Raw genomic sequence first — 24564 nt, forward strand, 5'->3', positions numbered from 1 at the left:
CGCCATCCGGTGGCCGTGGAACCCGGGTGGTCGCCCATCCGGGTCACAGCTGCCGCTCCGGCAGGTCAGCCGAGCAGGTCGACCTCCAGGCGGCCGAAGTGGAAGTCACGGACGACCTGCAGCAGTTCGTCCTCGGACAGCCTTCCGTCGCCGTTCGTGTCCACCTTCTGGAACATCTTCCCGGCCTGGGAGGCCGGCACGCCGACGGCGGACAGCCAGGCCTGGAACTCACGGGCGTCGATCTCGCCGTCGTGGTTGTCGTCGCACAGGCTGACCAGCGCCTTCACGATGGGAGAGAGCGCGCGGTTGAAGCTCGCCTCACCCTCCTTGAACAGCAACTCACCCGTGGCGTCGAGGAACTGCTCACGGCTGATGGCGCCACCGGCCGGGACGCCGGCCTTCTGGGCCAGGTGCTCGTACAGCCCCTGGAAGGCGCTGCGGAGCGCCTGGACTTCCGGGGAGTCGGCGCTCTTGCCGAGGTTCTGGGCGATCCGGGCGGCCTCGCCCTGGAAGTCGCTCGCCTCCAGGACGCCGTTGCCGTCGGTGTCCCACTTCTCGAAGCGCTTCACCAGGCGGTCGTTGGCGACAGCGGTGCTCATGTGTCTCTCCTTCTCTCGGACGGAGTCCGATGGTGTCGGGTGGTGCTTCTTGTTCCGGGTGGATCACGGACCGCGGCACCTGGGCAGGGCCGCGACCGCGCAGGGCGGTACCGCTGCGCGGGCTCTGGGGCCGGCGACGGCCGGCAGGGGGAGACGCCGGCTCAGGCCGGCGCGAGGAGGCACCAGCTCAGGCCGGCGCGCGGGGATCAGAGAAGGGTGACCCGGCTGCCCACGGCCTTGCCGCGGGTGTCGAGCAGGGCGCAGCCGGCCTGGCCCAGTGCTTCCCTCGCGTAACAGGCGTGGTCCTGCAACAGGATCGCCACATCGGCCTGGGCCATGGCTTCCTGGAGGTTTTCGGCGCGCGGCAATGACCGGCCGCCGACGGTGAACTCGGCTATGTACGGGTCGTGGTAGGACACCTCGGCACCGGCGGCGAGCAGTCCTGCCGCCACCGGGTGCGCCGGCGTCTCCCGGACATCGGCCACATCCGCTTTGTAGGTGATTCCGAGCAGCAGGGCGCGTGCGCCCTCAGGGCGGCCTCGGACCTCGGTGAGCAGGGCAAGCGCTCGGTCCACGACATGGCTGGGCATACGGGCGAGGACCTCGTGTGCGGCTGCCAGCGTACGGAAGGCGAAGCCCTGAGATTCGGCCCGCGCGGCGAGATAGCGGGGGTCGACGGGAACGCAGTGCCCGCCGACGCCGGGTCCGGGCCTGAAGGGTGCGAAGCCGAACGGCTTCGACGCGGCGCAGTGCAGCACGTCCCAGATGTCGATGCCGGTCTCGTGGCAGAACAGTGCCACTTCGTCGACCAGGGCCATGTTGACGTACCGGTAGGTGTTTTCGAGAAGTTTGGCCATCTCCGCCTCCCGCGTGCCGCGGGCGACCACGAGATGGTCCACGAACCGGGAGTAGAACGCGACGGCGTACTTGGCGCACAGAGCGCTGCAACCGCTCACGACCTTCGGCGTGTTGCGGATGGTCCACGTCTCGTTGCCGGGGTCGATGCGCTGCGGCGAATACGCCAGGTGGAAGTCCTCGCCCGCCCGCTGCCCGCTGCCGTGCTCCAGCAGCGGCCTCACGACGTCCTCCGTGGTGCCGGGATAGCTGGTGGACTCCAGGACGACGAGCGTGCCGGGACGCAGCCGGGCGGCGACGACCCGGGCTGCGTCCTCGACCGCGGACAGGTCGGGTAAGCCCTCCGGTGTGAGTCCGGTCGGCACACAGATCACCACGGTCTGCGCGCCGTCCAGGACCGCCGGGTCGGTCGCGGCATGAAATCCCGCGTCCAGCATGACCGCGACCTCGGAGTCGAGGACGCCGCCGACATGGGAGCGGCCTGCGGTGAGTCCGGACACCACCGTGCCGGACACGTCGTACCCCACGGTCGCCAAACCGGCCGAGACCGCGGCTCTGGAGAGCGGCAGCCCGACATGCCCCAGCCCGATGACGACGAGATCGGCGGCCATGTGCGTACGTTCTCCTGGGTGTGTGGGGGGAACGGGAACAGCGGTGGCTCAGGCGGAGAAACTGCCGCTGCCGGGCGCCACGTGCGAGCCGTATCCAGGCTGCACGGTAAGCCCGGGGGTCAGACAGAACGGGTCGGCGTAGATGGTGACCGGACGATCGGTGCGGTTCGTCAGCACATGCGCGTCGGGCGGAAGCTTCTGGCACCCGTGCGGGTCGTGATACACAGACAGTGGCGCAACTTCCGTACTGAACACCACAACGTCGCCCTCTTCCGCCGCGGCTGCAGTGCCGGTGGCGGCGCTTGCTGCGAGCAGCGCCCCGGCGGCAGCGAGCATGAACACACGGGCGCAGCGCATGAATTGTGGTCCTTTCGGCAGCGTATTGTCGAAATGATCCTTCTCTGGAGATGCACCGGCTAAGCACGGGCCCACCCTTGTGCGCCCGAACCAGTGATGCCGTCAAATTGAATTGACGTCTCGGTCGGTGATCCGCGCGCCCCGCCGGTATTGGACGCGCACGGGTTCACCGTCGCGGCGAGAAACCGGTTCCGGCCAAGGCGATCCCTCGTCGGCTGCCGACCAGCGGCCACCCGCGGAAGAACGCGCCGTCCCGCGATAGCGTTGCCTGCGAACTCGGGTGCGCGAGAAGGGCCTTTTCGGTGCGGCAGCGCTCACCGGTGTCGTGGACGCCCCCCTCGGTCAGCCAGTCGGTGGTCGAGGCGTAAAAGAGACCGGCAAGCCCTCGGCCATACCGCGCGGACGGTGTCGACGACCTCCAGGGCCAAGCGGAAAGGAATACCGTGGCAAGCATCACGGGCAGGACGGTTCTGATCGTCGGCGCCTCATCAGGGATCGGCGCGGAGGTCGCGCGCCGGCTCGGCCACGGTGGCAACCGTCTGGTCGTCACGGCACGACGAGCCCCCGAGCTGGCGGCCCTGGCGAAGGACGTGCGAGCGGCCGGCAGCGCCTGCCTGGACATCGCCGCCGACGCCCTGGACCCGCAGGCGGCCGCCGACGTGGTGGCGGCCGCCGTCGCCGAGTACGGCTCGATCGACATCGCCCTGCTCAACGCCGGCCAGGGACCGGACATGTCGATGGACGACGTCACCGTGGCAGACGTGGCACGGATCAGAGCGCTGAACTACGACGTCGTCGTCAACTACCTGATCCCGCTGATCGCACAGCTGGGAAACCAGACGCACGGCGGCCTGATCGCCCACACCAACTCGCTGGCCGGGCTCATGGGCATCCCCCGCCAAGGCCCCTACTCCGCCGCGAAGGCGGCCGCCCGCACGCTCATCGACGCCGCGCGCGTCGAACTGGCGCCCAAGGGGATCCGGTTCACCAGCATCCACCCCGGCTTCGTGGCGACCGACCGGGTCAACGCCGACAGCCTGCCCAAACCCTTCCAGGTCAGCACGGAGCGCGCGGCACGCCATGTCGTACGCGCTCTGGAGAGAGAACCGGCACAGGCGTACTTCCCCTGGGCGACAACCGCATTGGTTCGCACCCTGAGCGTCCTGCCCACTTCGGTCTCCTCAGCGGTCCTGCGGAGCCTGGCCTCCCAATAGAATCCCCGTCGGCGCCAGCACGGCTACTGTGCGATGCGATGCCGCGACGAGACTGTCGCTGCGGCTGACCGGCACACCGTTGCGAGCTTTGGACCAGGTCGGGGGTCCGCGAGATCGCCGGACCGAGGACGGAGAGCTGCCACCCAGCCGCCCCGAAAGTCCCCGCACCTGAGGCATGATCGAACCATGACCAGCCCCGCCCCGAGCACCCCGCCCATCCGGGTCCTGATCGCCGACGACCAGGCGATGGTGCGCACCGGTTTCCGGTTCTTCCTGGACGCCCAACCGGACATCACGGTCGTCGCCGAGGCCGCCGACGGGAAGGAGGCGGTGGCGCTGGCCCGCCGCCTGCGGCCGGACGTGTGCCTGCTGGACATCCGGATGCCGAGGCTGGACGGTCTGGCGGCGACCCGGCTGTTGGCCGGACCCGACGTGGCCGCCCCGCTCCGGGTTGTCGTGGTCACCACCTTCGACCTGGACGAGTACGTGTACGGGGCGCTGCGCGGCGGCGCGTGCGGTTTCCTCCTGAAGGACTCCGGGCCGACCCTCCTCGCGGAGGCGGTCCGAGCCGCGGCGAACGGCGACTCCCTGGTCTCGCCCTCGGTCACCGTCCGGCTGCTGAGGCACCTGACCGCGCCGGAGCGCAGCGCCTCCGCCGAGCCGCCGGCCGAGGAGCGCAGAGCCTCCCCCGAGCCGTCGGCCGCGCTGACCGACCGCGAACTGGATGTCGTGCGGCTGGTCGCGGTCGGCAGGACCAACGCCGAGATCGCCGCCGAACTGTACGTCAGCCTGTCCACCGTCAAGACGCACCTTTCCAGCGCCCAGCTCAAGTTGGGCGTCCGAAACCGCGTAGAGATCGCCGCCTGGGCGTGGCAGAACGGGCAGCTGCGGCCGACACCCCGGACCTGACATGCGCAGTCGGCGCTGGCGGCGCGGCGGCCATGGCTGGTCGGGGTGTCCGTCTCGGTACGGCGTCAGTCCGCCGTCTGCTTCAGAGCGCCGTCTGCGTCAGAGCGCCGTCTGCGTCAGTCCGCCGTCTGTGCCGGGCCCGCCGTCACCTTCCGCAGCAGCGGCCTGCTGCCGGCGATCGCGGCGAACATGGCAAGTGCGCCGACGGCCGAGCAGAGCACCAGTTGCGCGGCACCAGAGGTGTTGATCGTGGTGCCGGCCGCCTTGTTGAGCTGCATGGCCCCGAAGGCGCCCATCGTGGTGGTGCCGCCGGCCAGGACGGCCAGCGGGATGACGGTCTCGCGGACTCGAGCCCGGTCCAGCACCTTCAGCGGGGTGCCGGCCAGCCGCAGCAGGCCGTACACCCGGCGCCGGTCGAGGACGTTCGCGGCCGCCGTGAGGCCGGCGGAGGCGGCTGCGACAAGGAAGCTCAGCACCAGGGTGGCGGTGCTGACGGTGGCAACGCGGGCGATGACCGTGTCGTCCGGCGCGGACACGTACTCCTGCGTGAACGGATACCTGCCCGAGCCCACGGGTGTCAGGGCGGTGACAGCGGTGTCGATGCTCTCCTGGCCGCCGGAGACATGGGCGATCACTCCGGTGGCACCACCCAGCAGGCTGTCGTAGTCATCCTCGCTCGTGACGGTGACGGACGCGGTGACGCCCGCCCGGCGCAGCGCCGTACGGGCCTCGGCGGCGGCGTGTCGGGCGTCGGCGGCGTTCGCGGTGACCACCGCCACCTGGCCCTCGTGGCCCGGGCCCACGAAATCCAGGGTGCTGACGGAGAAGAACCCGGCCACGAACCCCGCGAGCACCAGACCGCTGACGGTCCGCCAGGATCCGCGCGGATCGTCGCTGAGCCGGCGCGCGGCCAGTAGCGTGGCCGGGCGGTTGGCGCAGCGGCCCACGATCCGGCCCAGCCGGTCCACGACCCAGGGACCCAGCAGCCAGAACGCGCCGTAGAAGAGCACCAACAGGGCGATCAACTGCCGGGGCTTCAGCTGGCCGCCGGCGCTCGTGGTCGCCCAGATGTAACCCAGGACCGCGATGAACAGCAGCAGGCGGATCGCGCGGGTGCGGCGCGGGTTGGCCTGCTGGGCCACGCCCAGGGGCGAGGTGGCCACCTGGCGCAGCATGGTCACCGCGCTCACGGTGATGAGGGCGGTGACCGCCGCCACGACCGCTGCCAGCCACGGCAGTCCCACCCACAGCTGACCGGTGTACCAGGCGCCGACGCCGTACGGGAGCTCGGCGAGCGCGGGCAGCAGCGCCGTGTAGGCGAGCGCGCCCGCCAGGGCACCGGCCCCGCCGACTCCCGCCGCCTCGACGGCGGTCATGGCGAGGATCTGCCGCGGGGTCGCCCCTGCCAGCCGCAGCGCGGCGAGCCGCTGCTCACGCCGGGCCGCGCCCAGCCGTCCGGCGGCCGAGGCCAGCACGACGACCGGAACGACCAGAAGCACCACACCCAGCAGCACGGTCCCCCGGTCGAAGCCGGTGAACACGCTCGCCTCGGTGCCCGAGAACCCGGAGACCGGTGCGCGCTCACTCATCCCCTCGTCGTAGTAGCTCTGCTCCCCGGCGGTCTTGGAGACGGCCGTGTCGCCGGGCTCCCGTCCGACCACCGCGACCAGTTCGTCGGGCGAGGCGAGACCGGCGGCGCCGATCGTGCCGTACGACTTCGTCTTCGGGAAGCGGTCGGCGAGTTGGCTCGCGGGCAGCTTGTGCGACAGCGCGGCCAAGGCCGGGGAGACGTACACCTCGCCCTGCTTCGGGAAGCCGGTCAGGCCGGGCGGCGCGGGGGCCGGCGGACGGCCGGGAAGCTGGGCCAGGTTCACGACGGTGAGCGGTTCTCGGCGGACGTACGTGGTGGTCGTGGCCTGGACGGCCGTCGCCCGCTTGACCGGTACGGCGTCGGGGGTGCGCCATGTGGTGTGGTCGGCGCGGGCGCCGGCTGCGAGGGCGGCGGCGATCATCAGCAGCAGGAGGAACGAGCCGACGGCGCCGGCGCCGGCCGCGAGCAGCTGGGACTGCAGGCCGCGGCGGCCGGAGGACCTGGCGAGGTGCCAGGTCAGGGGCAGGACGGGGGAACGCATCAGGGACTCCGGAAGATCTTCGGGCGCGGGCGACTCGGGGCGTCTCAGGCGACGGTGAACTGGCTGTGGCCGCTGATCCGGCCGTCCCGGACCTGGAGGATCCGGTCGCAGTGGGCGGCGACGTCGGCGTCGTGGGTGACCATCACCAGGGCGGCGCCCGTGTTCCAGGTCGCGAACGTCAGGAGCTGGACGACCTCCGTGCTGGTGCCCTGGTCCAGGGCGCCGGTGGGCTCGTCGGCGAAGACGACGTCCGGTTCGACGACCAGCGCGCGGGCGATGGCGACCCGTTGGGCCTGGCCGCCGGAGAGCTGTCCGGGGCGACGGTGCTCCAACCCCTCCAGGCCCAGCGGCGCGAACCAGCCGCGGGCGCGCTCGACGGCTGCCTTGCGCGGGACGCCCTCCAGCATCAGCGACAGCGCCACGTTCTCCTCCGCCGGCAGCTCCGGCAGCAACTGGCCGAACTGGAAGACGAACCCGAACCGCTTGCGGCGCAGCGCGCTCAGCCTGTTCTCGCCCAGGTTGTCGATGCGCTCGCCACGCAGCAGCACCTGGCCGCCGTCGGGCCGGATGATCCCGGCGAGGGTGTGCAGCAGGGTCGACTTGCCGGACCCCGACGGGCCCATGATCGCCAGTGTGTCGTGTTCGCGGACCTCGACGTCCACGTCGGCCAGCGCGGTGGTGGAGCCGTACTTCTTGACGAGGCCGTGTCCGGCCAGGACGGTGCTCATGGCGTGTTGTGGGCCCTTCTCAGCGCTCGAACTTCCAGGTGACGCTCTTGGCGTCGGCCTTGGTCACACGGACGGGGATGTTGACGGTCGCGCCGTCGCCCTTCTTGCCGGTGCAGGTGAGGGTTGCTCCGGTCATGGCCTTGAGGCCGGTCGGGCAGGTGACGCCGGAGAGCTTGTCGCCGACCCAGGGCAGCGGGTGGTACTTGCTCTCGGTACGGCCCGCGACGATGTTCGCCGTGAGCGCCTTGTGACCGTCCACCGATGCCGTGCTGTACTCGTCCAGACGGCTGGTCGACTCGGTGCCGGCGAGCAGATGCGTGCCGAGTCCGCCGAGCGCGACGACGGCGGTCACGCCACCGACGACGCCGACGAGAAACTTGTTGCGCTGCATCGCGTACTCCTGGTGTCCGTGGTGAGGATGCGGCTCCACATTCGCCCGCGGGCCCGGGCGCGCGCCTCGGCCGAACGGCCGGAATCAGCGGCCGGCTCCCTCGACCGTTCGGCCGATCCCGCTGCCGAAGGTCTGGCCTACGGTGATCGGCATGAAGTCCGTCTCCGGCCGGGGCTGCGCCCATGGCCTCGCCGTCGGCGTCCTGCTCGCCGCGTCCGTCGTCGACGTCCTCTTCGCGGGCTCCGACGGTACGAGCGTCCTGCCGACGGCAGGCCCGGTCTGGCCGACCCTGGCCGTGGTGCTCGTCGGACTGGCCGCAGTGCTGTGGCCCGCCGGGCGGCGGCCCGAGCAGCTGACACCGCAGGTGCGCACCGCCGTGCCCGCTCTCGCCTCGGCCCTCCTCACAGCCGCTTCACTGCTGGCCGGAGAGGAGGTCGTGCCCGGCCCGGGCGAGATCATGATCCTTCTGAGCCTGCTCTTCATCGCGGTACGGCACTGTCCGCCGCGCTCGGCCCTGGTGTGCGGCGCCCTCGACGCGGGCGCGCTGCTCATCCTGCCGCTACGCGGCGACGTGACGCAGAGCGGTGACGAGCTGGTGGCCCTGGAGATGATCGGCCTGGTCCTGGTCGGCCTCGTCGTAGGGTTCGCGGCCTATCTGCGCTCGATGGACTACCGCCGCACCGTCGCCGTGAGCGAGACCCGCCGCAGCGAACGCCTGGCCATCGCGGCCGACCTGCACGACTTCGTCGCCCACCACGTCACCGGCATCCTCGTGCAGACACAGGTGGCCCGCATGATGGTGGCCACCACGCCACAGGACCTGGACCCCGTCCTGGTCGGCATCGAGCGCGCCGCGACCGAGGCCCTCGCCTCGATGCGCCGCACGGTCGGCGTGCTGCGGGACACCGGTCCCGATGCGGCCGGCCACCGCCCGGTCGGCGACCTCGCGGGAATCACCGAACTGATCGAGGGCTTCGCCACCCCGGGCCAGCGGGTCCTCCTGCACCGCGACCCCGCCGTGCCCCATGATCTTCCCCACGAGATCCAGGCCGCGGCCTTCCGGGTCGTCCAGGAGGCACTGACCAACATCCGCCGGCACGCGGCCGACGCGACGCACATCGAGGTCCGCCTACTGGACGGCACCGGCCGGCTGGAGGTGTCGGTGGCGGACGACGGCCGCGGCGGCACCCAACTCCCGGCGGCCGCCCACGGCGGCGGCTTCGGCCTGGTCGGCCTCAAGGAGCGGGTGACCGCGCTGGGCGGCGAACTGGACGCCGGGCCGTGGGACGGCGGGGGGTGGGAGGTGCGGGCGGTGTTCCCGGCGCGGCAGCCCTGAAGGGAACGCCCCTCCCTTCGGACAGCTGCCGGTTCTCCATCTGGCGCCCCGACGCCATTGGACGGGTGATCGTCGCGAACGGCGCGCACCGCTCGTCACACGCGGGTCCACTTCTGGTTGGCCTGGCCGTTGCAGGACCAGAGGACCAAGGGAGTCCCGTTGGCGGTGCCGGCCCGGTCCACGTCGAGGCAGAGCCCGGCGTGAACGTTGCGGATCGACCCGTCGGAGCCGATGGTCCACTTCTGGTTGTCCTGGCCGTTGCAGGACCAGGTGACGACACGGGTGCCGTTGGTGGTGCCGCGGTCGTAGGCGTCCAGGCACTTGTCGCCGAAGACACGGATCTCGCCGCCTGCCCACGTGGTCCACAGCTGGTTGGCGGCCGTGTGGCAGTCCCAGATCAGTGCCGTGGCCCCGGCAGCGGTGGAGGCGTTGTCCACGTCCAGGCAGCGGCCGGAGCCGTTGCCGCGCAGCCGCGAGGTGGTGGCGGCGAGCGGGCTGCCACCGCTTACCCGGAACACGGCCACCCCGTGCGCGGGGACGCTCGCCGAGATCGCTCCGGACGTGCTGGACGTACCGCCGGTCCACAGGTCGGTGAGGGTGAACGACCCGCCGGACAGGCCGACTTGTGCCGCTGTCGTGGTGATCGTCGCGGTGCCGCCTCCCCGGTTGAACAGGCCCACCGCGACGGAACCGTCGGACAGGGGTTTGGCGAACACCTCGGTGTTGCCGTCGTCGCGCACCCTGCGCCCGCCCGCGCCCAGCGCATCCTGGTTCACCGCCAGCAGACGCGGGTTGCGCAGGATCGCGCTCACGTCGGCGGACATGGTGCGGATGTCGTTGCCGGCCATGAGCGGGGCACTCAGCAGTGCCCACAGGGCGAAATGGGAGCGGGACTCGGTCAGTGACAGGCCGGGACGACCGACGACCAGCATGTCGGGGTCGTTCCAGTGTCCCGGGCCGGACTGCGCCGCCAGCGGAGCGGTGACGTCCAGGACGTTGCCGACGCCCATCGGATAGCTGTTGGTGTTGCCGTTCTGCCAGATGTCGAGCAGGTCCTCGGTCGTCCGCCACAGGTCGGCGACCTCGCCCCAGTTGTACGTGGAGCCGGTGATGGCGTGGAAGCTGTTGGGGTTGATGCTGTAGACGATCGGCCGCCCGGTGGCACGCAGGGCGTCGCGCATGAGCGTGAACCGCGCGACCTGCTCGTCACGGGTACCGCTGGAGGAACACCAGTCGTACTTGAGGTAGTCGACGCCCCACGAGGCGAACGCGGCGGCGTCCTGGGTCTCGTGCCCCCTGCTGCCCGTCGACCCGGGATAGCCACCGCTGGTCTGCGCGCAGGTGCGTTCGCCCGGCACCTGGTAGATGCCGAACTTCAGGCCCTTGCTGTGGATGTAGTCCCCCAGGGCCTTCATCCCGCTCGGGAACTTGGTCGGGTTGGACCGCAGGTTGCCCGCCGCGTCACGCTGTGGGTCGAACCAGCAGTCGTCGACCACCACGTACCGGTAGCCGGCCTCCCGCATGCCCGAGGACACCATGGCATCGGCGGCCTGGCGGACCTGCGCCTCGGTGACCCCGCATCCGAAGCTGTTCCAGCTGTTCCAGCCGAGCGGTGGAGTGAGTGCCGGGCTGCCGGGCGCGGCCGAAGCGGTGGAGTGGACCGAGGCCGTGAGGGACGCGGTGACCGTCAGCGCGGCGGCCGCGAAGAGACGGAGCAGTCGTCTGCCTGATCGTCTGGGCACCGTGGGCTCCTTTTTCCGGGACTGGCGCCGTGGGCTGCACACCTACGGCGCTCGCGAAGGGCTCTGCGGGCGATGCGATCGTCGCCAGGTCGACAGACAGGGGATGAATGCCGCACTGCGGTCGACTCACATCATGCACATGACATTTATGATGGTTCGAAATTTCGGTCCGATTTCGGATCGCTGACGTCACGGACGTTAGAGCAGTTTCCGAGCATGTCAACACCACTCGTACGCTCACATCGCGTATGCCGACGCCCTCTTCGTGGCTGACGGCGGGACAGCGGAAGACCGCAGCGGTGCTCCATGAGAACCCTCAGATGGCGAAATATTTCGATGGAAACAACGAATCATGCGAGACGTATTGACGGGAGCTCTCGTTTTCCTATCATCCAGGATGCTCAATGAGTCGCCGAGTGTTCGCGATCTCGAACATCACGAGGTCGACCCGCCACGAAGCACTTCCTCACAGAGAGAACGACACATGGATATGTCATGCTCTCATCAATCATTGGGCCGCCGCCGTGCGCTGGCCGCCGCCACAGGCCTCGTCACGGGTGCCTTCCTGCCTCTGGCCAGAGCCCCCCGGGCCGCGGCGGCCGCTCCCGCTCGCGAGTCGACCCCCGCGGCCGCCCCGGCGTACACGAACCCGGTCATCTGGCAGGACTTCGCGGATATCGATGTCATCCGCGTCGGCGCCACCTATTACGCCTCCGCCTCGACGATGCACTACTCGCCGGGCGCACCCGTCCTGCGTTCGTACGACCTGGTGAACTGGGAGATCGCCGGTCACTCGGTGCCCGTCCTCGACTTCGGCGCCAAGTACGACCTGAACGGTGGCCGTGGCTACGTACGCGGCGTCTGGGCGTCGTCGCTGGCCTACCGGCCGAGCAACAGGACCTTCTACTGGCTCGGCCAGATCGACTTCGCCAGGACGTACATCTACACCGCCACCGCTGCCGAGGGGCCGTGGAGCAGACTCACGACGATCAGCACGCCGTACTACGACGCGGGGTTGCTCGTGGACAGCGACGACACCCTGTACGTGGCGTACGGGAACACCACCATCAGCGTGGCCCAGCTCTCGCCCGACGGGCGCAACCAGGTCCGCACGCAGCAGGTCTTCACCGCGCCGTCGAGTGTCGGCACCCTCGAGGGCTCCCGCTTCTACAAGATCAACGGGCAGTACTACATCTTCCTGACCCGCCCCGCGAACGGCCAGTACATCCTGAAGTCATCGAGCGGCCCCTTCGGTCCCTACACGATGCGCCAGGTCCTCCTCGACCTGCGCGGGCCGATCGCCGGCGGCGGGGTCCCGCACCAGGGCGGGCTGGTGCAGACGCAGGGCGGTGCCTGGTACTACATGGCCTTCGTGGACGCGTACCCCGGCGGCCGGATGCCTGTCCTCGCACCGGTCACCTGGACTCCGGACGGCTGGCCCGTCGTGCAGCTCGTGAACGGCGCATGGGGCGCCTCGTATCCCAGCCCGGCCGTCCCCACTCCACCCCGCCAGGTCACCTCCATGATCGGCGTCGACACATTCGACGGCACGAGCCTCAAGCCGAGGTGGGAGTGGAACCACAACCCGGACACCACCAAGTGGTCGGTCAGCAACGGACTGACCCTGCGGACCGCCACCGTCACCAACGACCTGTACTGGGCCCGCAACACCCTCACCCACCGCATCCAGGGCCCCTCCTCCACGGCCACCGTCGAACTCGACTTCTCGGCGATGCGGGACGGCGACCGGGCCGGACTCGCGCTGCTGCGTGACTCCTCCGCCTGGATCGGTGTCAGACGCGACGGCGGCGCGACGCGGGTGGTGATGGTCAACGGGCTGACCATGGACGGCAATTGGAACACCACCGGCACCGGTACCGAGGTGGCGAGCGCGCCCCTGACCGGCAGCCGCGTCAGGCTGCGCGCGGCCGCGGACATCCGTCCCGGCGCGGCACGCCCCGCAACCTTCTCCTACAGCACCGACGGCAACAACTTCACCCGCCTCGGGCCCGCCTTCTCCATGGGCAACGACTGGCGGTTCTTCATGGGCTACCGATTCGCCCTCTTCAACCACGCCACCCAGGCACTCGGCGGCGCGGTCCGCATCCCGCGGTTCGAGCTGTCGACGCCCTGATCCGATCCCACCGACCGCACCACCCAACCCCCCGCCAACCGTACGAGGAGAACCATGAACCCGCTGAAACGGCTCGGCCGACGCCGAGCGTCGGTCTTATCCCTGCTGGCCTTGGCCGCCCTGGTGACGCCAGAGGCCGCGGCCGCCGCGCCCGACGCGCCCGCTGCGCCGGACGCCGTCCGGGCCTCCACTCTCGGGGCCCAAGCGGCCCAGTCCGGACGGTACTTCGGGACCGCCGTGGCCTCCGGACGGCTCGGCGACGGCACGTACACCGGCATCCTGGGTCGCGAGTTCAACTCGGTCACACCCGAGAACGAGATGAAGTGGGACGCGACCGAGCGCAACCGCGGACAGTTCACCTTCGGTGCCGCCGACCAGATCGTGAACGGCGCGACGTCCCACAGTCAGCGCGTACGGGGCCACACCCTGGTGTGGCACAACCAGCTGCCCGGCTGGGTCAGCTCCATCAGGGACGCGAACACGCTGCGCGGCGTGATGAACAACCACATCACCACGGTGATGAACCACTACAAGGGCCGGATCCACTCCTGGGACGTGGTCAACGAGGCCTTCGAGGACGGCGGCAGCGGCCAGCTGCGCAGCTCGGTCTTCCGGGACGTCCTGGGCGCCGGCTTCCTCGAGCAGGCCTTCCGCACCGCACGGTCGGCCGACCCGGCGGCCAAGCTCTGCTACAACGACTACAACATCGAGAACTGGAGCGACGCCAAGACCCAGGGTGTCTACCGCCTGGTGCGCGACTTCAAGTCGCGGGGCGTGCCCATCGACTGCGTCGGCTTCCAGTCCCACTTCGGTGCCGGCGGCCCGCCGTCGAGCTTCCAGACGACGCTGTCGAACTTCGCCGCTCTCGGCGTGGACGTCCAGATCACCGAGCTGGACATCGCTCAGGCGCCGCCGAACGCGTACGCGAACACGGTCAGGGCCTGCATGAACGTGGGGCGCTGTACCGGCATCACCGTCTGGGGCATCCGCGACAGCGACTCCTGGCGCAGCGGGGAGAACCCGTTGCTGTTCGACCGCAACGGCAACAAGAAGGCGGCCTATCAGTCGACGCTCACCGCGTTGGGCGGCAGTGTCGCGGCGCAGCGGACGGACGCCCGCTCGGCCCGGTCCGCCGCCGCGCTTCCCTCCTCCTTCCGCTGGAGTTCGAGCGGCGCGCTGATCGCGCCCAAGCCGGACGCGACCCACAGGATCGCCGGGATCAAGGACCCGTCGGTCGTCTACTACAACGGCAAGTACCACGTGTTCGCGAGCACCGCGAGCTCCGCCGGGTACAACCTGGTGTACCTGAGCTTCAGTGACTGGTCGCAGGCGGGTTCGGCCACACACCACTACCTCGACCGCACCGCCATCGGCGCGGGGTACCGGGCCGCGCCCCAGGTCTTCTACAACACACAGCAGCGCCTGTGGTATCTCGTCTACCAGACCGGCAACGCCTCGTACTCCACCAACCCCGACATCAGCAACCCCAACGGGTGGAGCGCACCGCGCAACTTCTACTCGTCGATGCCGGACATCATTCGGCAGAACATCGGCAACGGCTACTGGGTCGACATGTGGGTGATCTGCGACAGCGCCAACTGCTACCTGTTCTCCTCCGACGACAACGGGCATCTGTACCGCTCCCAGACGACCGTCGGGCAGTTCCCGAACGGCTTCACCAACACCGTCATCGCGGCCCAGGACTCCAAGTTCGCCATGTTCGAAGCGAGCAACGTGTACAAGGTGCAGGGCAGCAACCAGTACCTGCTCCTCGTCGAGGCCATCGGATCGGACGGCCGGCGCTACTTCCGCTCCTGGACCGCGAGCAGCCTCGCCGGCTCGTGGTCACCTCTGGCCGCGTCCGAGGGCAACCCGTTCGCCAAGTCGAGCAACGTGACGTTGCCCGCCGGAACCTGGACCCGGGACATCAGTCACGGCGAGATGATCCGCGCGGGCTACGACCAGACGCTCACGATCCCGGCCTGCAAGCTGCAGTACCTGTACCAGGGCAAGGACCCCAACGCCGGCGGTGACTACAACAACCTGCCGTGGCGGCTCGGCCTCCTCACCCAGACCAACTCGACCTGCTGACCGTCTCCGGGCCCCCGGCACGAGCCGGGGGCCCGTCCAGGCAGGTCGGCGGGTCGAACGATCGGCAACGACGCCGGTCGGCTCGAGCAGCCCACCACACGGTACGGGCCACACCCGAACGCGTTCCACGGTGTTGAAACCGCTTCCTTTGGGAGCGCTCCCACTCGCACTGTCAGGCCTTCGAGAAGCACAACGCCCCCGCGACGGAGCCGCCCGTACGGGGGACGTCATTCCACCGCACCACCTCAGCGCGTCGCGCGCTCGGGACGAGAGCGTGCGACGCATCCCTGCCAGGAAACCGAGGTACCGTCATGCGCCGCAGACTCCGCACCTTCGCGGCAGCGCTCTTCGCTCTGCCGCTGGCGCTCGCCGTCGCACCGTCCGCCCACGCCGCCGACCCGACCACCATGACCAACGGGTTCTACGCGGACCCCGACTCCAGCGCGAAGAGGTGGGCCACCGCCAACCCCGGCGACGGCCGGGCGCCCGCGATCAACGCCTCCATCGCCAACACTCCGATGGCCCGCTGGTTCGGCTCCTGGAGCGGCACCATCGGCACCGCCACTGGCGGGTACGCCGGGGCGGCGGACTCCGTGGACAAACTGCCCGTCCTCGTCGCCTACAACATCTACAACCGCGACTACTGCGGCGGACACTCCGCCGGCGGAGCCGCCTCGCCCTCCGCTTACGCGACCTGGATCTCCCAGTTCGCCGGCGGGATCGCCAACCGACCGGCCGTCGTACTCCTGGAGCCGGACTCCCTCGGGGACTACGGCTGCATGACGCAGGCTCAGATCAGCGAACGCCAGGGCATGCTCACCGGGGCCCTCGCCCAGTTCGGCCGCCAGGCCCCCAACACCTGGGTCTACCTCGATGCCGGCAACCCGGGCTGGGAAAGCCCGGCGACCATGGCCCAGCGTCTCCATGAGGCCGGCCTCCGACAGGCCCACGGCTTCTCACTCAACATCTCCAACTACTTCACCACGGCGGAGAACACCTCCTACGGCAACGCCGTGAACAGCCAACTGGCGTCCCGTTACGGCTACACCAAGCCGTTCGTCGTGGACACCAGCCGCAACGGCAACGGCTCCAACGGCCAGTGGTGCAATCCCTCAGGCCGCCGCATCGGCACCCCCACCCGGCTGGGCGGAGGCGCCGAGATGCTTTTGTGGATCAAGACCCCGGGCGAGTCCGACGGCAACTGCGGTGTCGGATCCGGCTCCTCGGCCGGGCAGTTCCTCCCCGAGGCCGCCTACAAGATGATCTACGGCTTCTGATCCAGGACCCCCGTGGCCCCGGTCCATCCACGCCCTGCGGCCGAGCCACGGGCACCGCCCGCCGCATGTCTACGGCGAGCAGCTGCCGTCCGACACCCGCATACCCTTGTTGGCGCCCGCCGTCCGGCTCACGATGCTCGGCACGCAACTGGCCGCGTCGAGGCTGAAGGAGTAGGGGATGCTGACCGTGGTGTTGGACTTCGGGTCGGGGCCGGCGGGGCGGTTCTCGCTGCCGGGGGCGGACCAGGTCACGTTGTCGAAGACGTTGCCGCTGACCTGCCAGTAACCGGCCTTGTCGGTGTAGAAGGTGCCCAGGACGTCCTTGCTGTCCTTGAAGTAGTTGTTGTCCACCTTGGCGTGGGCTCCGGCCCGGGAGTTGATGCCGGACTCGTTCAGGTGTACGTAGGAGTTGTTGTAGATGTGGGCCGTGCCGCCACGCAGCAGGGGCGCACGGGAGTCGAGGTTCTCGTACAGGTTGTGGTGGTACGTGACGAAGCTGCTCGAGAGGTCGCTGTCACTGTGCCCCACGAGTCCTCCGCGGCCGGAGTTGCGCAGGGTGCTGTAGGACAAGGTCACGTACTGGGAGTTGTCCTTCAGGTCGAAGAGGCTGTCGTAGCCCTCCGACTCCCCGCCCGACGCCTCGAGTGTGGTGTGGTCGACCCAGACGTTGTGGACGTCACGCTCCATGCCGATGGCGTCTCCGCCGTTGGACGTGGGGGAGCCGGACTTCTTGACGTTCCGGACGGTGACGTTCTGGATGATGATGTTGCCGGCCTCGCGGACGTGAATGCCCACCTGGTCGAAGACGGCACCGCTGCCGACCCCGATGATCGTGACGTTGCTGACCTTCTTGAGCTCGATCACGCCGTCGGCTGTGCTGCAGCTCTTGCCCGACACCTTCTTGGTGTTGCCGTGGTTGATGGTCCCCTGGACCTCGATGGTGATCGGGGTGCTGCTGCTGGCCCTGCCGCACAGGGCCGCGTGGATCGCGGTTCCCGTGGTGGCCCGGACCGTCTGCCCGCCCGCGCCTCCGGTCGTGCCGCCGTTCTGGGTCGCGTAGCCGGTGGCGCCGCTGGTCGCCGCCGACGCCTCGGGTATCGACAGAACCGCGCCCGCCGCGGACGCGAGAGCCATCGTGGCCAGCGCCGCACGGAGTCGCAGTGCGACCGGCCTCCGCATCCTTGTCTTCTCGTTCGTCATCCTCGTCTCCTCGTTCGTCTTCGAGTGCCGGGGGGTGCTTTCGCCGACCCCCTGGGGAAGCAGGGGGTCGGGGATCGGCGACGGTTGTTCGGCGCCCTTCCACGCAAGGTGGCGTGCGGATGGGCAGCGCGAGCAGGTGGCCATGTGCGGCGTGGAGAGAACCAGTTGTCGTGTCTTGCCGGTGCCCGACGCGGTCGGGAGACTTCGAGTCCTTCAAGACCTGGGCTTCTGCCGGTGGCACGCCCTCGACGGTCCTCCCGACCGTCGGCACGTGCCCCGCCGCCGACCGGGGCCCATCCGAACCGGACAGGCCCCGGTCCTCACCGCATCCGGGCGACAGGGTCGCTCACGGCTTCACCACCTAGCCACCGAAGGTCACGACCAGGCTTCCGTTCGAGGCGAAGGACCACTTCAGGGCGCCGGAGTACGAGGAGCACCGGGACCCGTTCGAGCCGGACCAGAACTGGTTCGAGGTGTCGGCGTTACCGACGACCTTGTCGTTCGATCCGCCGCTGCTGAATCGGCACGAGGTGTCGTTCTTGAACACCGAGGTGCCCTCGTCGAACGAGAAGTTGCGGGTGCCGTTGTCGATGCTGACGTTGTTCGACATCGTCAGCGTGCCCGGGTTGCTGTTGTAGGTGAACCCGTGCTTGCCGTTGCGGTAGGCGATGCTGTTGCGGACGACGTGGTTGACCTTGATGTCCTCGCCGCCGAGCTTGTAGCCGTTGCGGTCGCCGTTCTTGTTCTGGGTGCCGTTGCTCAGCGTGCCGTTGTTGTAGGAGAGGGAGTTCTCGATGGTCACGGGGCCGATGGCGCCGGTGTCGGTCTTGGTGTAGAGGTCCCAGCCGTCGTCGATGTTGTGGTGGGAGACGTCGTAGCGGAAGACGTTGCCCGTGCCGGTGGTGAGCTTCGCTGCGAAGCCGTCGGCGTCCTCTCCGTCGGAGTCGGAGTTGTCGTGCGACTCCGAGCTGACGATCAGGTTGTTCGCCGGCCACTGGGCCTTGGGGGTGCTGGAGGCGATCCGGCCGAGCTGCAGGCCCGTGTCGCGGTTGTACGCCGTCACCACACGCTCGATGACGTTGTTGCTGCCCCCGACGGCGATGCCGTTGTCGCCCGCGTGCTGGACGGTCAGGCCGTACAGGCGCCAGTAGTTGGCGTTCAGCTGGATGCCCCGGTTGGACGAACTCTCGCTCTGCGCCGAGAAGTCCAGCACCGGCTTCTCGCCCGAGTAGGCGGAGAGGGTGGTGAGGGCGCCGGAGGTGCCGTTGCTGCCGACCGGGATGGTGACCGTCGAGGAGTACTTGTAGGTGCCGCCGCGCAGGTAGATCGTGCCGCCGGAGGCGATGCGGCTGATCGCCGAGGTGAGCGTCGTCGGGTCGGCCTGTGTTCCGGCCGCGCTGTCCTTGCCGCTCGGCGCGACGTAGAGGACGGTGCTCGCCGCCCTCAGACCGGCGCCCGCTGTGGGCACGGTGTCGCTGTGGTCGCCACGAGCGGAAACGGCCTGTGCCGTGTTGACGGACAGTGTGAGGAGGGCGGCGCCGGCCAGCAGGCTGACCGATGCTATTGCGGCTCTCGATTGCATCGCCTGTCTCCAGATTCCTCGGTTGTGGGGGTGTGCGAGGGCTGTGGTCCGTGTCGTCGGGGCGGGGTGGGGCAGTTGGCCCTGGGCCCTGGGTCCGGCGACAGAACAGCAGTGCATGAGCTGGTTCTCGTGCTGATCCCCTGCTGCGACTCCGCGTGCTGAGGGGGTTGATACGGCTGACACAGACGGGGAAAGCGCTTTCTCGGACCGTAGGGACTTGCCGTGGCCGCGTCAATAGCGTTGCCTGCAATTCGTTCATGTAGGTGAACCAGTGGCGGTGTCGCGGCACCACACGCAGCACGTCTCAAGTCTGCGAGGCGCCGCCTGGAGGGGCGCTTGGCGGCGGAGGTCCACGGCAAGTGGCGGCCACAGAGCAAGGGCCTACGATGCGCCCGCGCCTGCCAGGCCGTACCGCGATCGCCCGGCGACCAACGATCGGCTCGACCCTCGCCGCCGATGCTCAGCCCTCGCATCCCCTGCGGCCGGGGCGTCGCAACAACCTCGGACAAATTCATGCACGCAAACAAGAATCACGTACGCGTCTATTGACGTGTCTAGGGCATGACCCTAGCTTCGCACCCTGGAAAGCGCTTCCCGTCATCCGTGCAAGGCCGCATCCTGGAGACGAATCTTGCGCCTGAAACACATCACCGTGCCCGCCGCCCTCTCCGGCCTGCTGGCCGGCCTGCTCACCCTGGCCTCCGCCGGCGGTGCGCATGCCGCGACCGACCTGTACGTGGCGTCGAACGGCAGCGACAGCAACCCGGGGACGCTCGCCGCCCCGTTGAAGACGATCCAGCGCGCCGTGGATCTGGCGCAGGCGGGGACCACTATCCAGATCCGGGACGGAACGTACGCGCCGAGCACGAACATTCAGTTGCTCAAAAGCGGCACCTCGAGCCAACCTCTCACCCTGCGCGGCTACAACGGCGAGCGTGTGGTCATCGACGGTGAGAACATGCCGTACACACCGGGCGCGGTGGACTCGTCCATCCCCCGCCCCCAGCGCGGCGCGGTCCACATCGAGGGCGAGTACTGGCGGCTGGTCGGCCTCGAGATCGTCCACGGTCCCTACGGCGTGTTCGGCCTGGACACCAGCAACAACACGTTCGACCGGCTCGTCACCCGGGACAACTACGAGTCCGGGTTCCACCTCCAGGGCTCTTCGAGCAACAACCAGATCCTGAACCTGGACAGTTACGGCAACCGTGATCCGCGGAACAACGGCGAGAGCGCCGACGGGCTGGCCATCAAGGAAGGCTCCGGCAGCGGCAACGTGGTGCGCGGCGCCCGGCTGTGGAACAACTCCGACGACGGCCTGGACTTCTGGGAGTTCGACAACTCACCGATCCTCGTCGAGAACGCGCTCGCCTGGGGCAACGGGTTCAATCGGTGGAACCTGCCCGACTATCAGGGCGACGGCAACGGCTTCAAGATGGGCGGCAACGGCGTGGCCGCCAACCACACCGTCCGCAACAGCATGGCGTGGGACAACTCCGCCGGCGGCTTCGTCGACAACAACAACCCGGGCAAGATGAAGATCGAACGCTGCACCGCGTGGGACAACCCGAAGACCGGCTTCGCCTTCAACCGTTCCTCCAGCACGCTGACAAAGAACCTCGCGGTGGCCAACGGCACCAACGTCTCGCTGGGCTCGACGTCTACCGGAAGCGGCAACTCCTGGAATCTCGGCGGCAGTTGGTCGTTCGTCAGCACCAACGCGAGCACGATCACGGGACCCCGGGCGGCCGACGGCGCCATCCCGTCCGCCACGTTCCTGCGCCCCGGCAACGGCGCGGACGTCGGGGCACGGTTCTGAGCGGCTTGCCCGACCTTTTGTTCGGATCGCGGGGGTCGGTGAACTCCTGGTCCAAGTCGCCGTAGCAGCCGGTGAACAGCCGTCGTCGCCGGGAACGCTACGAGTCGTCCCCTACCAGCACGTCACGCCACCGTCGACGATCAGATCCGTGCCGGTGACGAAGCTCGCGGCGTCGCTCAGCAAGAAGACGACGGGACCGACCATCTCGTCGACCGTCGCCATCCGTCCGAGCGGGGTGTCGGACTCGAACTGCTTGACGCGTTCCGCGACTTCGGCTCGCTGGTTCATGGGCGTCGCGGTGTAGCCGGGGCTGACGCTGTTGACCCGGATGCCGCGGCCGCACCACTCCGTGGCCAGGCTCTTCGACAGGTGCATCACGCCCGCCTTGGACGCGTTGTAGTGCGCCTGCGTCAGTCCTCGGTTGGCGATGGTGCCCGACATCGACGCGATGTTGACGATGGAACCGCCACCGCCGGCGAGCATGGCGCGCCCCTCGGCCTGGCAGGACAGGAACACGCCCGTGAGGTTCACGTCGATGACCTTGTTCCACTGTTCGAGGGGCATGTCCTCGGCAGGGGTGGCGTTGGCGATGCCCGCGGCGTTGACGGCCAGCCGCAACGGTCCGAGGTCCCTTTGCACCAGGGCCACGATCTCGGCCAGCTCGTCGGGCCGGGTGACGTCGGCGGGCGCGGCGACCGCTCGCCGTCCGGTCTCCTCGACGGCCTTCACGGTGCCGGCCAGGTCACTCCCGGGCAGGTCGACGCACCCGACGTCCGCGCCCATCTCGGCCAGGCCGATCGCCAGCCGGCGGCCGATGCCGCTGCCGGCTCCCGTGACGAGGGCGACGCGGTCGTCGATACGAAAAGACGGTGCGGCCATGAGTTCTTCCTCCACGGGGTGGTCGGACAGCCGGTCCTCGGCCGTCCTCGGTGTGCGGACGTTCCACGGGCTGCCGCCGGGCGCACGCCTTCGGCCGCTACGGAAGCTGTGCCTCCGGCCGGTCGGCGAGGCGTCTGGCCACACCCAGGTCGGTGATCAGCACATCGACCCATCCGCCGAGCACGGCCGCGCGTATGGCGGCGTACTTGCGGTCTCCCCCGGCCACCGCGACGCGCCGCGGGACGGCGCGGTAGGTGTCGGGGTCGATGCCGATGACGCGATCGTTGAGCTCGGTGTCGAGCAGGGTGCCGTTCTCGTCGAAGAAGTGCAGGCAGATGTCGCCCACGGCGCCGAGGCCGCGGAGCCTGTCCTGGTCCTCCAGCGAGAAGATGTTGCCGCTGCGGCGCAGCAGCGGCGAGGGTTCGAGGCTGCCGATGCCGACGACGGCGATGGTGAGGTGCTTCCACACGTCGGCCACGCTGCTGACCTTCGGGTCGCCGAGGATGGCGTCCCGGATCGCCGGGCTCGCGACGACTCCGGGCGCCGACATGAAGACCGGTTCGGCGCCGGTCGTCTCGGCGAGCCGTCCCATCAGACGGGTCGCCTGCACCTGGACCTGAGGGTCGCCCACGCCGCCCATCAGCTGGACTACCTCTTCCAGGGACCGTTTGCCGGGGCGGGACCTCATGGCCTCGACGGCCGCCAGAAGAGTGGCGCTCCAGGAGGAGATGCCGAGCCGGTCGCCCTCCATGAGCGTGGTCTCCAGGTAGACGGCGGTCGCCGCACCGAGGGCCGGGATGACCTCGTCCCCTTCTCCCTCGACATCGACGACCACGACGTCACGCAGCCCGTAACGGGTCGCGATCAGATCTTCCAGGTCGGCGAAGACGCCCTCCGGCGGCACCACGATGGTCCGGACGATCCCCAGCTTTGTGGCCTGGGCGAGCAGCCGGGAGACGCGCGCCTGGGAGATGTGCAGCTCCTCGACGATCTGCGGCTGCCGCATGCCCTGCTCGTGGTAGAGGCGTGCGACCCGCGTCATCAGGCGTAGTTGCTCGTCGGTGGTCGCCATGCGCGTGGTACGGCGGTTCACCGGCTGACCGGTGCGGCTGCGGGGGTCCATCGTGTCCTTTCAGCAGGCCTGTGATGCTTCGGGGCCGCCACGGGCCAGGCGACGGCACCCGTTGCATCATGCCGTGGCGAGACGCATCACGGCGACGTCCGTCGCCTCCTCCGAGGGCAGAACGCCCTGCTGGCGTCCCCGGCTGAGGACGAGCACACGGTGGGACAGTCCGAGGACCTCGTCGAGATCGGAGCTGACCACGACGACCGCCATACCGGACCGGGCCAGCTCGGCTATCACCTCGTAGATCGCGGCGCGGGCGCCCACGTCGATGCCGCGGGTCGGCTCGTCGAGGATGACGACCTTCGGTTTGCGTTCCAGCCACTTGGCGATGACGACCTTCTGCTGGTTCCCGCCGGACAGCGTCCGCACCGGCTGGCCCGCCCGCCCCTTCACCGTCATGAGCTTGATGGCGTCGGTGGCGACCTCGCTGACGCGCTGGGGAGTCAGCCAGCCCCTGCGGGCGACCCGGTCGAGGTTGGGCAGCGCCACGTTGTCGCCGATCGACATGTCGAGCACGGCGCCCTGGCCCTTGCGGTCCTCGGGTACGAGGGCCACTCCCGCCTCGATGGCGTCCCGCGGTCCGCGCAGCCGCAGCACCCGGCCGCCGACGGCCACCGTTCCGGCGGTCACCGGGTCGACGCCCGCGATGGCCCGCACCAGTTCGGTACGGCCGGCGCCGACGATGCCCGCGATACCGAACACCTCGCCCTCGTGCACGCTGAAGGACACGTCGTGGAAGGAGGGGTTGGTGAGCCCCTCCACCCGTAGGACCTCGCTGGGCCCGGGGGCTCCGGTGTCGGGGAAGATGCGCTCGATGCTGCGCCCCACCATCTCCTCGACGAGCTGCGGCACCGGCACCTGCGCGGTCTGATGGGTGGCGACGCACTGTCCGTCCCGCATCACCACGATGCGGTCGCAGATCCGGGCGATCTCTTCCAGTCGGTGGCTGACGTAGACGAACGACACGCCCTCGTTGCGGAGCGCGTCGATCCGCTCGAAGAGGTGGTCGGTCTCGTCGCCGCCGAGTGCGGCCGTGGGTTCGTCGAGGATCAGCAGCCGCGCGTCGAGCGTCAGGGCCTTGGCGATCTCGACCTGCTGCTGGGCGGCGACCCGCAGCGTACGGACCGGCACGGTCGGGGAGATGTCGAGGCCGAGCCGCCGCAGTTGTTGTTCCGCCCGCCGGTTCATCTCGGCACGGTCGACGCGTCCGCCGCGTACCGGCAGTCGGCCGAGGAAGACGTTCTCGGCGACCGAGAGGTCCGGAAGCAGACGCATCTCCTGGTGGATGAGCCCGATCCCGTGGTTGATGGCGTCCCCCGGCGACCTCGGCTCGTAGGGCCGTCCCTGCCAGGCCATGTGGCCGGTGTCGGAGGGGAACGTACCGGCGACGATGTTGGACAGGGTGGACTTTCCCGCGCCGTTCTCGCCGAGCAGCGCCACCACTTCTCCGGGGCGTACGTCGAGGTCGATCCGGTCGAGGGCCTGGGTCACGCCGAAGCGCTTGGACACTCCCCGGACGACGAGGCCCTGGTGGGCCTCGTCCCCCGGGAGGCGGCTGACGTCCGTCATGGTGACGTTCCTC

General features: G+C 69.4%; 18 protein-coding genes and 1 pseudogene. 7 read left to right on the forward strand and 12 right to left on the reverse strand.

Translation table 11 applies throughout. The features are described 5' to 3' along the window. Window positions 1-65: 65 nt before the first annotated feature. The 3 genes from OHA64_RS06910 to OHA64_RS06920 all read right to left on the reverse strand — a co-directional run bounded on the left by OHA64_RS06910 (window position 66) and on the right by OHA64_RS06920 (window position 2422). Window positions 66-599 (reverse strand): EF-hand domain-containing protein, encoded by a 534-nt coding sequence (locus OHA64_RS06910; RefSeq protein WP_405609469.1) that lies wholly within the window; start codon window positions 597-599, stop codon window positions 66-68. Window positions 600-805: 206 nt separating this feature from the next. Then, a complete protein-coding gene (locus tag OHA64_RS06915) occupies window positions 806-2065 on the reverse strand; it encodes a nucleotide sugar dehydrogenase (RefSeq protein WP_405609472.1) in 1260 nt (419 codons plus the stop codon). Window positions 2066-2113: 48 nt separating this feature from the next. Further along, the gene (locus OHA64_RS06920; RefSeq protein ID WP_405609475.1) at window positions 2114-2422 is read right to left on the reverse strand and encodes a hypothetical protein; all 309 of its coding nucleotides are present in this window, start codon (window positions 2420-2422) and stop codon (window positions 2114-2116) included. Between the two features lie 443 nt (window positions 2423-2865). Here OHA64_RS06920 and OHA64_RS06925 point away from each other — a divergent pair, with 443 nt between their 5' ends. Continuing rightward, window positions 2866-3636: an SDR family NAD(P)-dependent oxidoreductase gene (locus tag OHA64_RS06925; protein ID WP_405609478.1), complete on the forward strand. Its 771-nt coding sequence runs from the start codon at window positions 2866-2868 to the stop codon at window positions 3634-3636. Between the two features lie 186 nt (window positions 3637-3822). Then, window positions 3823-4545, forward strand: a complete 723-nt coding sequence (locus tag OHA64_RS06930) for a response regulator (protein WP_405609481.1) — start codon at window positions 3823-3825, stop codon at window positions 4543-4545. 116 nt (window positions 4546-4661) lie between these two features. Here OHA64_RS06930 and OHA64_RS06935 read toward each other — a convergent pair whose 3' ends face one another. The 3 genes from OHA64_RS06935 to OHA64_RS06945 are packed head-to-tail and all read right to left on the reverse strand — an operon-like array spanning window position 4662 to window position 7796. Continuing rightward, window positions 4662-6677 carry an ABC transporter permease gene (locus tag OHA64_RS06935; RefSeq protein WP_405609484.1) on the reverse strand — a complete coding sequence of 672 codons (2016 nt, stop codon included), beginning with the start codon at window positions 6675-6677 and terminating at the stop codon, window positions 4662-4664. A 44-nt stretch (window positions 6678-6721) separates the two neighbouring features. Further along, window positions 6722-7405, reverse strand: a complete 684-nt coding sequence (locus OHA64_RS06940) for an ABC transporter ATP-binding protein (RefSeq protein ID WP_405609487.1) — start codon at window positions 7403-7405, stop codon at window positions 6722-6724. Between the two features lie 19 nt (window positions 7406-7424). Then, window positions 7425-7796, reverse strand: coding sequence for a DUF4333 domain-containing protein (locus OHA64_RS06945; RefSeq protein WP_405609490.1), 372 nt, complete (start codon window positions 7794-7796; stop codon window positions 7425-7427). 151 nt (window positions 7797-7947) lie between these two features. On the opposite strand from OHA64_RS06945, the gene OHA64_RS06950 reads away from it, so the two are divergent. Continuing rightward, entirely contained in the window at window positions 7948-9132 is a 1185-nt protein-coding gene (locus tag OHA64_RS06950; protein WP_405609493.1) for a sensor histidine kinase, read from the forward strand. A 95-nt stretch (window positions 9133-9227) separates the two neighbouring features. Here the strand turns inward: OHA64_RS06950 and OHA64_RS06955 are convergent, their stop codons facing one another. Next, window positions 9228-10874, reverse strand: coding sequence for a glycoside hydrolase family 27 protein (locus OHA64_RS06955; RefSeq protein ID WP_405609496.1), 1647 nt, complete (start codon window positions 10872-10874; stop codon window positions 9228-9230). Between the two features lie 484 nt (window positions 10875-11358). Between OHA64_RS06955 and OHA64_RS06960 the strand changes: the two genes are divergently transcribed. From OHA64_RS06960 to OHA64_RS06970, 3 genes are all read left to right on the forward strand, one after another. Next, entirely contained in the window at window positions 11359-13008 is a 1650-nt protein-coding gene (locus OHA64_RS06960) for a glycoside hydrolase 43 family protein (protein ID WP_405609499.1), read from the forward strand. Window positions 13009-13062: 54 nt separating this feature from the next. Then, window positions 13063-15099, forward strand: coding sequence for a non-reducing end alpha-L-arabinofuranosidase family hydrolase (locus OHA64_RS06965; RefSeq protein WP_405609502.1), 2037 nt, complete (start codon window positions 13063-13065; stop codon window positions 15097-15099). 311 nt (window positions 15100-15410) lie between these two features. Next, window positions 15411-16376: a glycoside hydrolase family 6 protein gene (locus OHA64_RS06970; RefSeq protein WP_405609505.1), complete on the forward strand. Its 966-nt coding sequence runs from the start codon at window positions 15411-15413 to the stop codon at window positions 16374-16376. A 72-nt stretch (window positions 16377-16448) separates the two neighbouring features. Here the strand turns inward: OHA64_RS06970 and OHA64_RS06975 are convergent. Both OHA64_RS06975 and OHA64_RS06980 read right to left on the reverse strand, forming a co-directional pair. Further along, window positions 16449-17555: pseudogene (locus tag OHA64_RS06975) on the reverse strand (polysaccharide lyase family 1 protein); the annotation flags it as partial. A gap of 382 nt (window positions 17556-17937) precedes the next feature. Beyond that, window positions 17938-19158 carry a right-handed parallel beta-helix repeat-containing protein gene (locus OHA64_RS06980; protein ID WP_405609508.1) on the reverse strand — a complete coding sequence of 407 codons (1221 nt, stop codon included), beginning with the start codon at window positions 19156-19158 and terminating at the stop codon, window positions 17938-17940. 631 nt (window positions 19159-19789) lie between these two features. Here OHA64_RS06980 and OHA64_RS06985 point away from each other — a divergent pair. Beyond that, the gene (locus OHA64_RS06985) at window positions 19790-20977 is read left to right on the forward strand and encodes a right-handed parallel beta-helix repeat-containing protein (protein ID WP_405609511.1); all 1188 of its coding nucleotides are present in this window, start codon (window positions 19790-19792) and stop codon (window positions 20975-20977) included. A 111-nt stretch (window positions 20978-21088) separates the two neighbouring features. On the opposite strand, the gene OHA64_RS06990 is transcribed toward OHA64_RS06985, so the two are convergent. The 3 genes from OHA64_RS06990 to OHA64_RS07000 all read right to left on the reverse strand — a co-directional run bounded on the left by OHA64_RS06990 (window position 21089) and on the right by OHA64_RS07000 (window position 24551). Next, entirely contained in the window at window positions 21089-21856 is a 768-nt protein-coding gene (locus OHA64_RS06990) for an SDR family oxidoreductase (protein ID WP_405609514.1), read from the reverse strand. A 97-nt stretch (window positions 21857-21953) separates the two neighbouring features. After that, the gene (locus tag OHA64_RS06995) at window positions 21954-22979 is read right to left on the reverse strand and encodes a sugar-binding transcriptional regulator (RefSeq protein ID WP_405609517.1); all 1026 of its coding nucleotides are present in this window, start codon (window positions 22977-22979) and stop codon (window positions 21954-21956) included. A gap of 66 nt (window positions 22980-23045) precedes the next feature. Beyond that, window positions 23046-24551 (reverse strand): sugar ABC transporter ATP-binding protein, encoded by a 1506-nt coding sequence (locus OHA64_RS07000; RefSeq protein ID WP_405609520.1) that lies wholly within the window; start codon window positions 24549-24551, stop codon window positions 23046-23048. Window positions 24552-24564 lie beyond the last annotated feature (13 nt).

Origin of the sequence: Streptomyces sp. NBC_00076 (genome assembly GCF_045041235.1) — a bacterium.
Lineage (GTDB): Bacteria > Actinomycetota > Actinomycetes > Streptomycetales > Streptomycetaceae > Streptomyces.

What these genes read in the sequence shown, in the direction of transcription:
- OHA64_RS06970 (WP_405609505.1), top strand. Translation starts at nt 15,411, where the DNA reads ATGCGCCGCAGACTCCGCACCTTCGCGGCAGCGCTCTTCGCTCTGCCG.
- OHA64_RS06910 (WP_405609469.1), bottom strand. Translation starts at nt 599, where the DNA reads ATGAGCACCGCTGTCGCCAACGACCGCCTGGTGAAGCGCTTCGAGAAG.
- OHA64_RS06935 (WP_405609484.1), bottom strand. Translation starts at nt 6,677, where the DNA reads ATGCGTTCCCCCGTCCTGCCCCTGACCTGGCACCTCGCCAGGTCCTCC.
- OHA64_RS06920 (WP_405609475.1), bottom strand. Translation starts at nt 2,422, where the DNA reads ATGCGCTGCGCCCGTGTGTTCATGCTCGCTGCCGCCGGGGCGCTGCTC.
- OHA64_RS06995 (WP_405609517.1), bottom strand. Translation starts at nt 22,979, where the DNA reads ATGGACCCCCGCAGCCGCACCGGTCAGCCGGTGAACCGCCGTACCACG.
- OHA64_RS06980 (WP_405609508.1), bottom strand. Translation starts at nt 19,158, where the DNA reads ATGCAATCGAGAGCCGCAATAGCATCGGTCAGCCTGCTGGCCGGCGCC.
- OHA64_RS06945 (WP_405609490.1), bottom strand. Translation starts at nt 7,796, where the DNA reads ATGCAGCGCAACAAGTTTCTCGTCGGCGTCGTCGGTGGCGTGACCGCC.
- OHA64_RS06930 (WP_405609481.1), top strand. Translation starts at nt 3,823, where the DNA reads ATGACCAGCCCCGCCCCGAGCACCCCGCCCATCCGGGTCCTGATCGCC.
- OHA64_RS07000 (WP_405609520.1), bottom strand. Translation starts at nt 24,551, where the DNA reads ATGACGGACGTCAGCCGCCTCCCGGGGGACGAGGCCCACCAGGGCCTC.
- OHA64_RS06940 (WP_405609487.1), bottom strand. Translation starts at nt 7,405, where the DNA reads ATGAGCACCGTCCTGGCCGGACACGGCCTCGTCAAGAAGTACGGCTCC.
- OHA64_RS06960 (WP_405609499.1), top strand. Translation starts at nt 11,359, where the DNA reads ATGGATATGTCATGCTCTCATCAATCATTGGGCCGCCGCCGTGCGCTG.
- OHA64_RS06990 (WP_405609514.1), bottom strand. Translation starts at nt 21,856, where the DNA reads ATGGCCGCACCGTCTTTTCGTATCGACGACCGCGTCGCCCTCGTCACG.
- OHA64_RS06915 (WP_405609472.1), bottom strand. Translation starts at nt 2,065, where the DNA reads ATGGCCGCCGATCTCGTCGTCATCGGGCTGGGGCATGTCGGGCTGCCG.
- OHA64_RS06950 (WP_405609493.1), top strand. Translation starts at nt 7,948, where the DNA reads ATGAAGTCCGTCTCCGGCCGGGGCTGCGCCCATGGCCTCGCCGTCGGC.
- OHA64_RS06965 (WP_405609502.1), top strand. Translation starts at nt 13,063, where the DNA reads ATGAACCCGCTGAAACGGCTCGGCCGACGCCGAGCGTCGGTCTTATCC.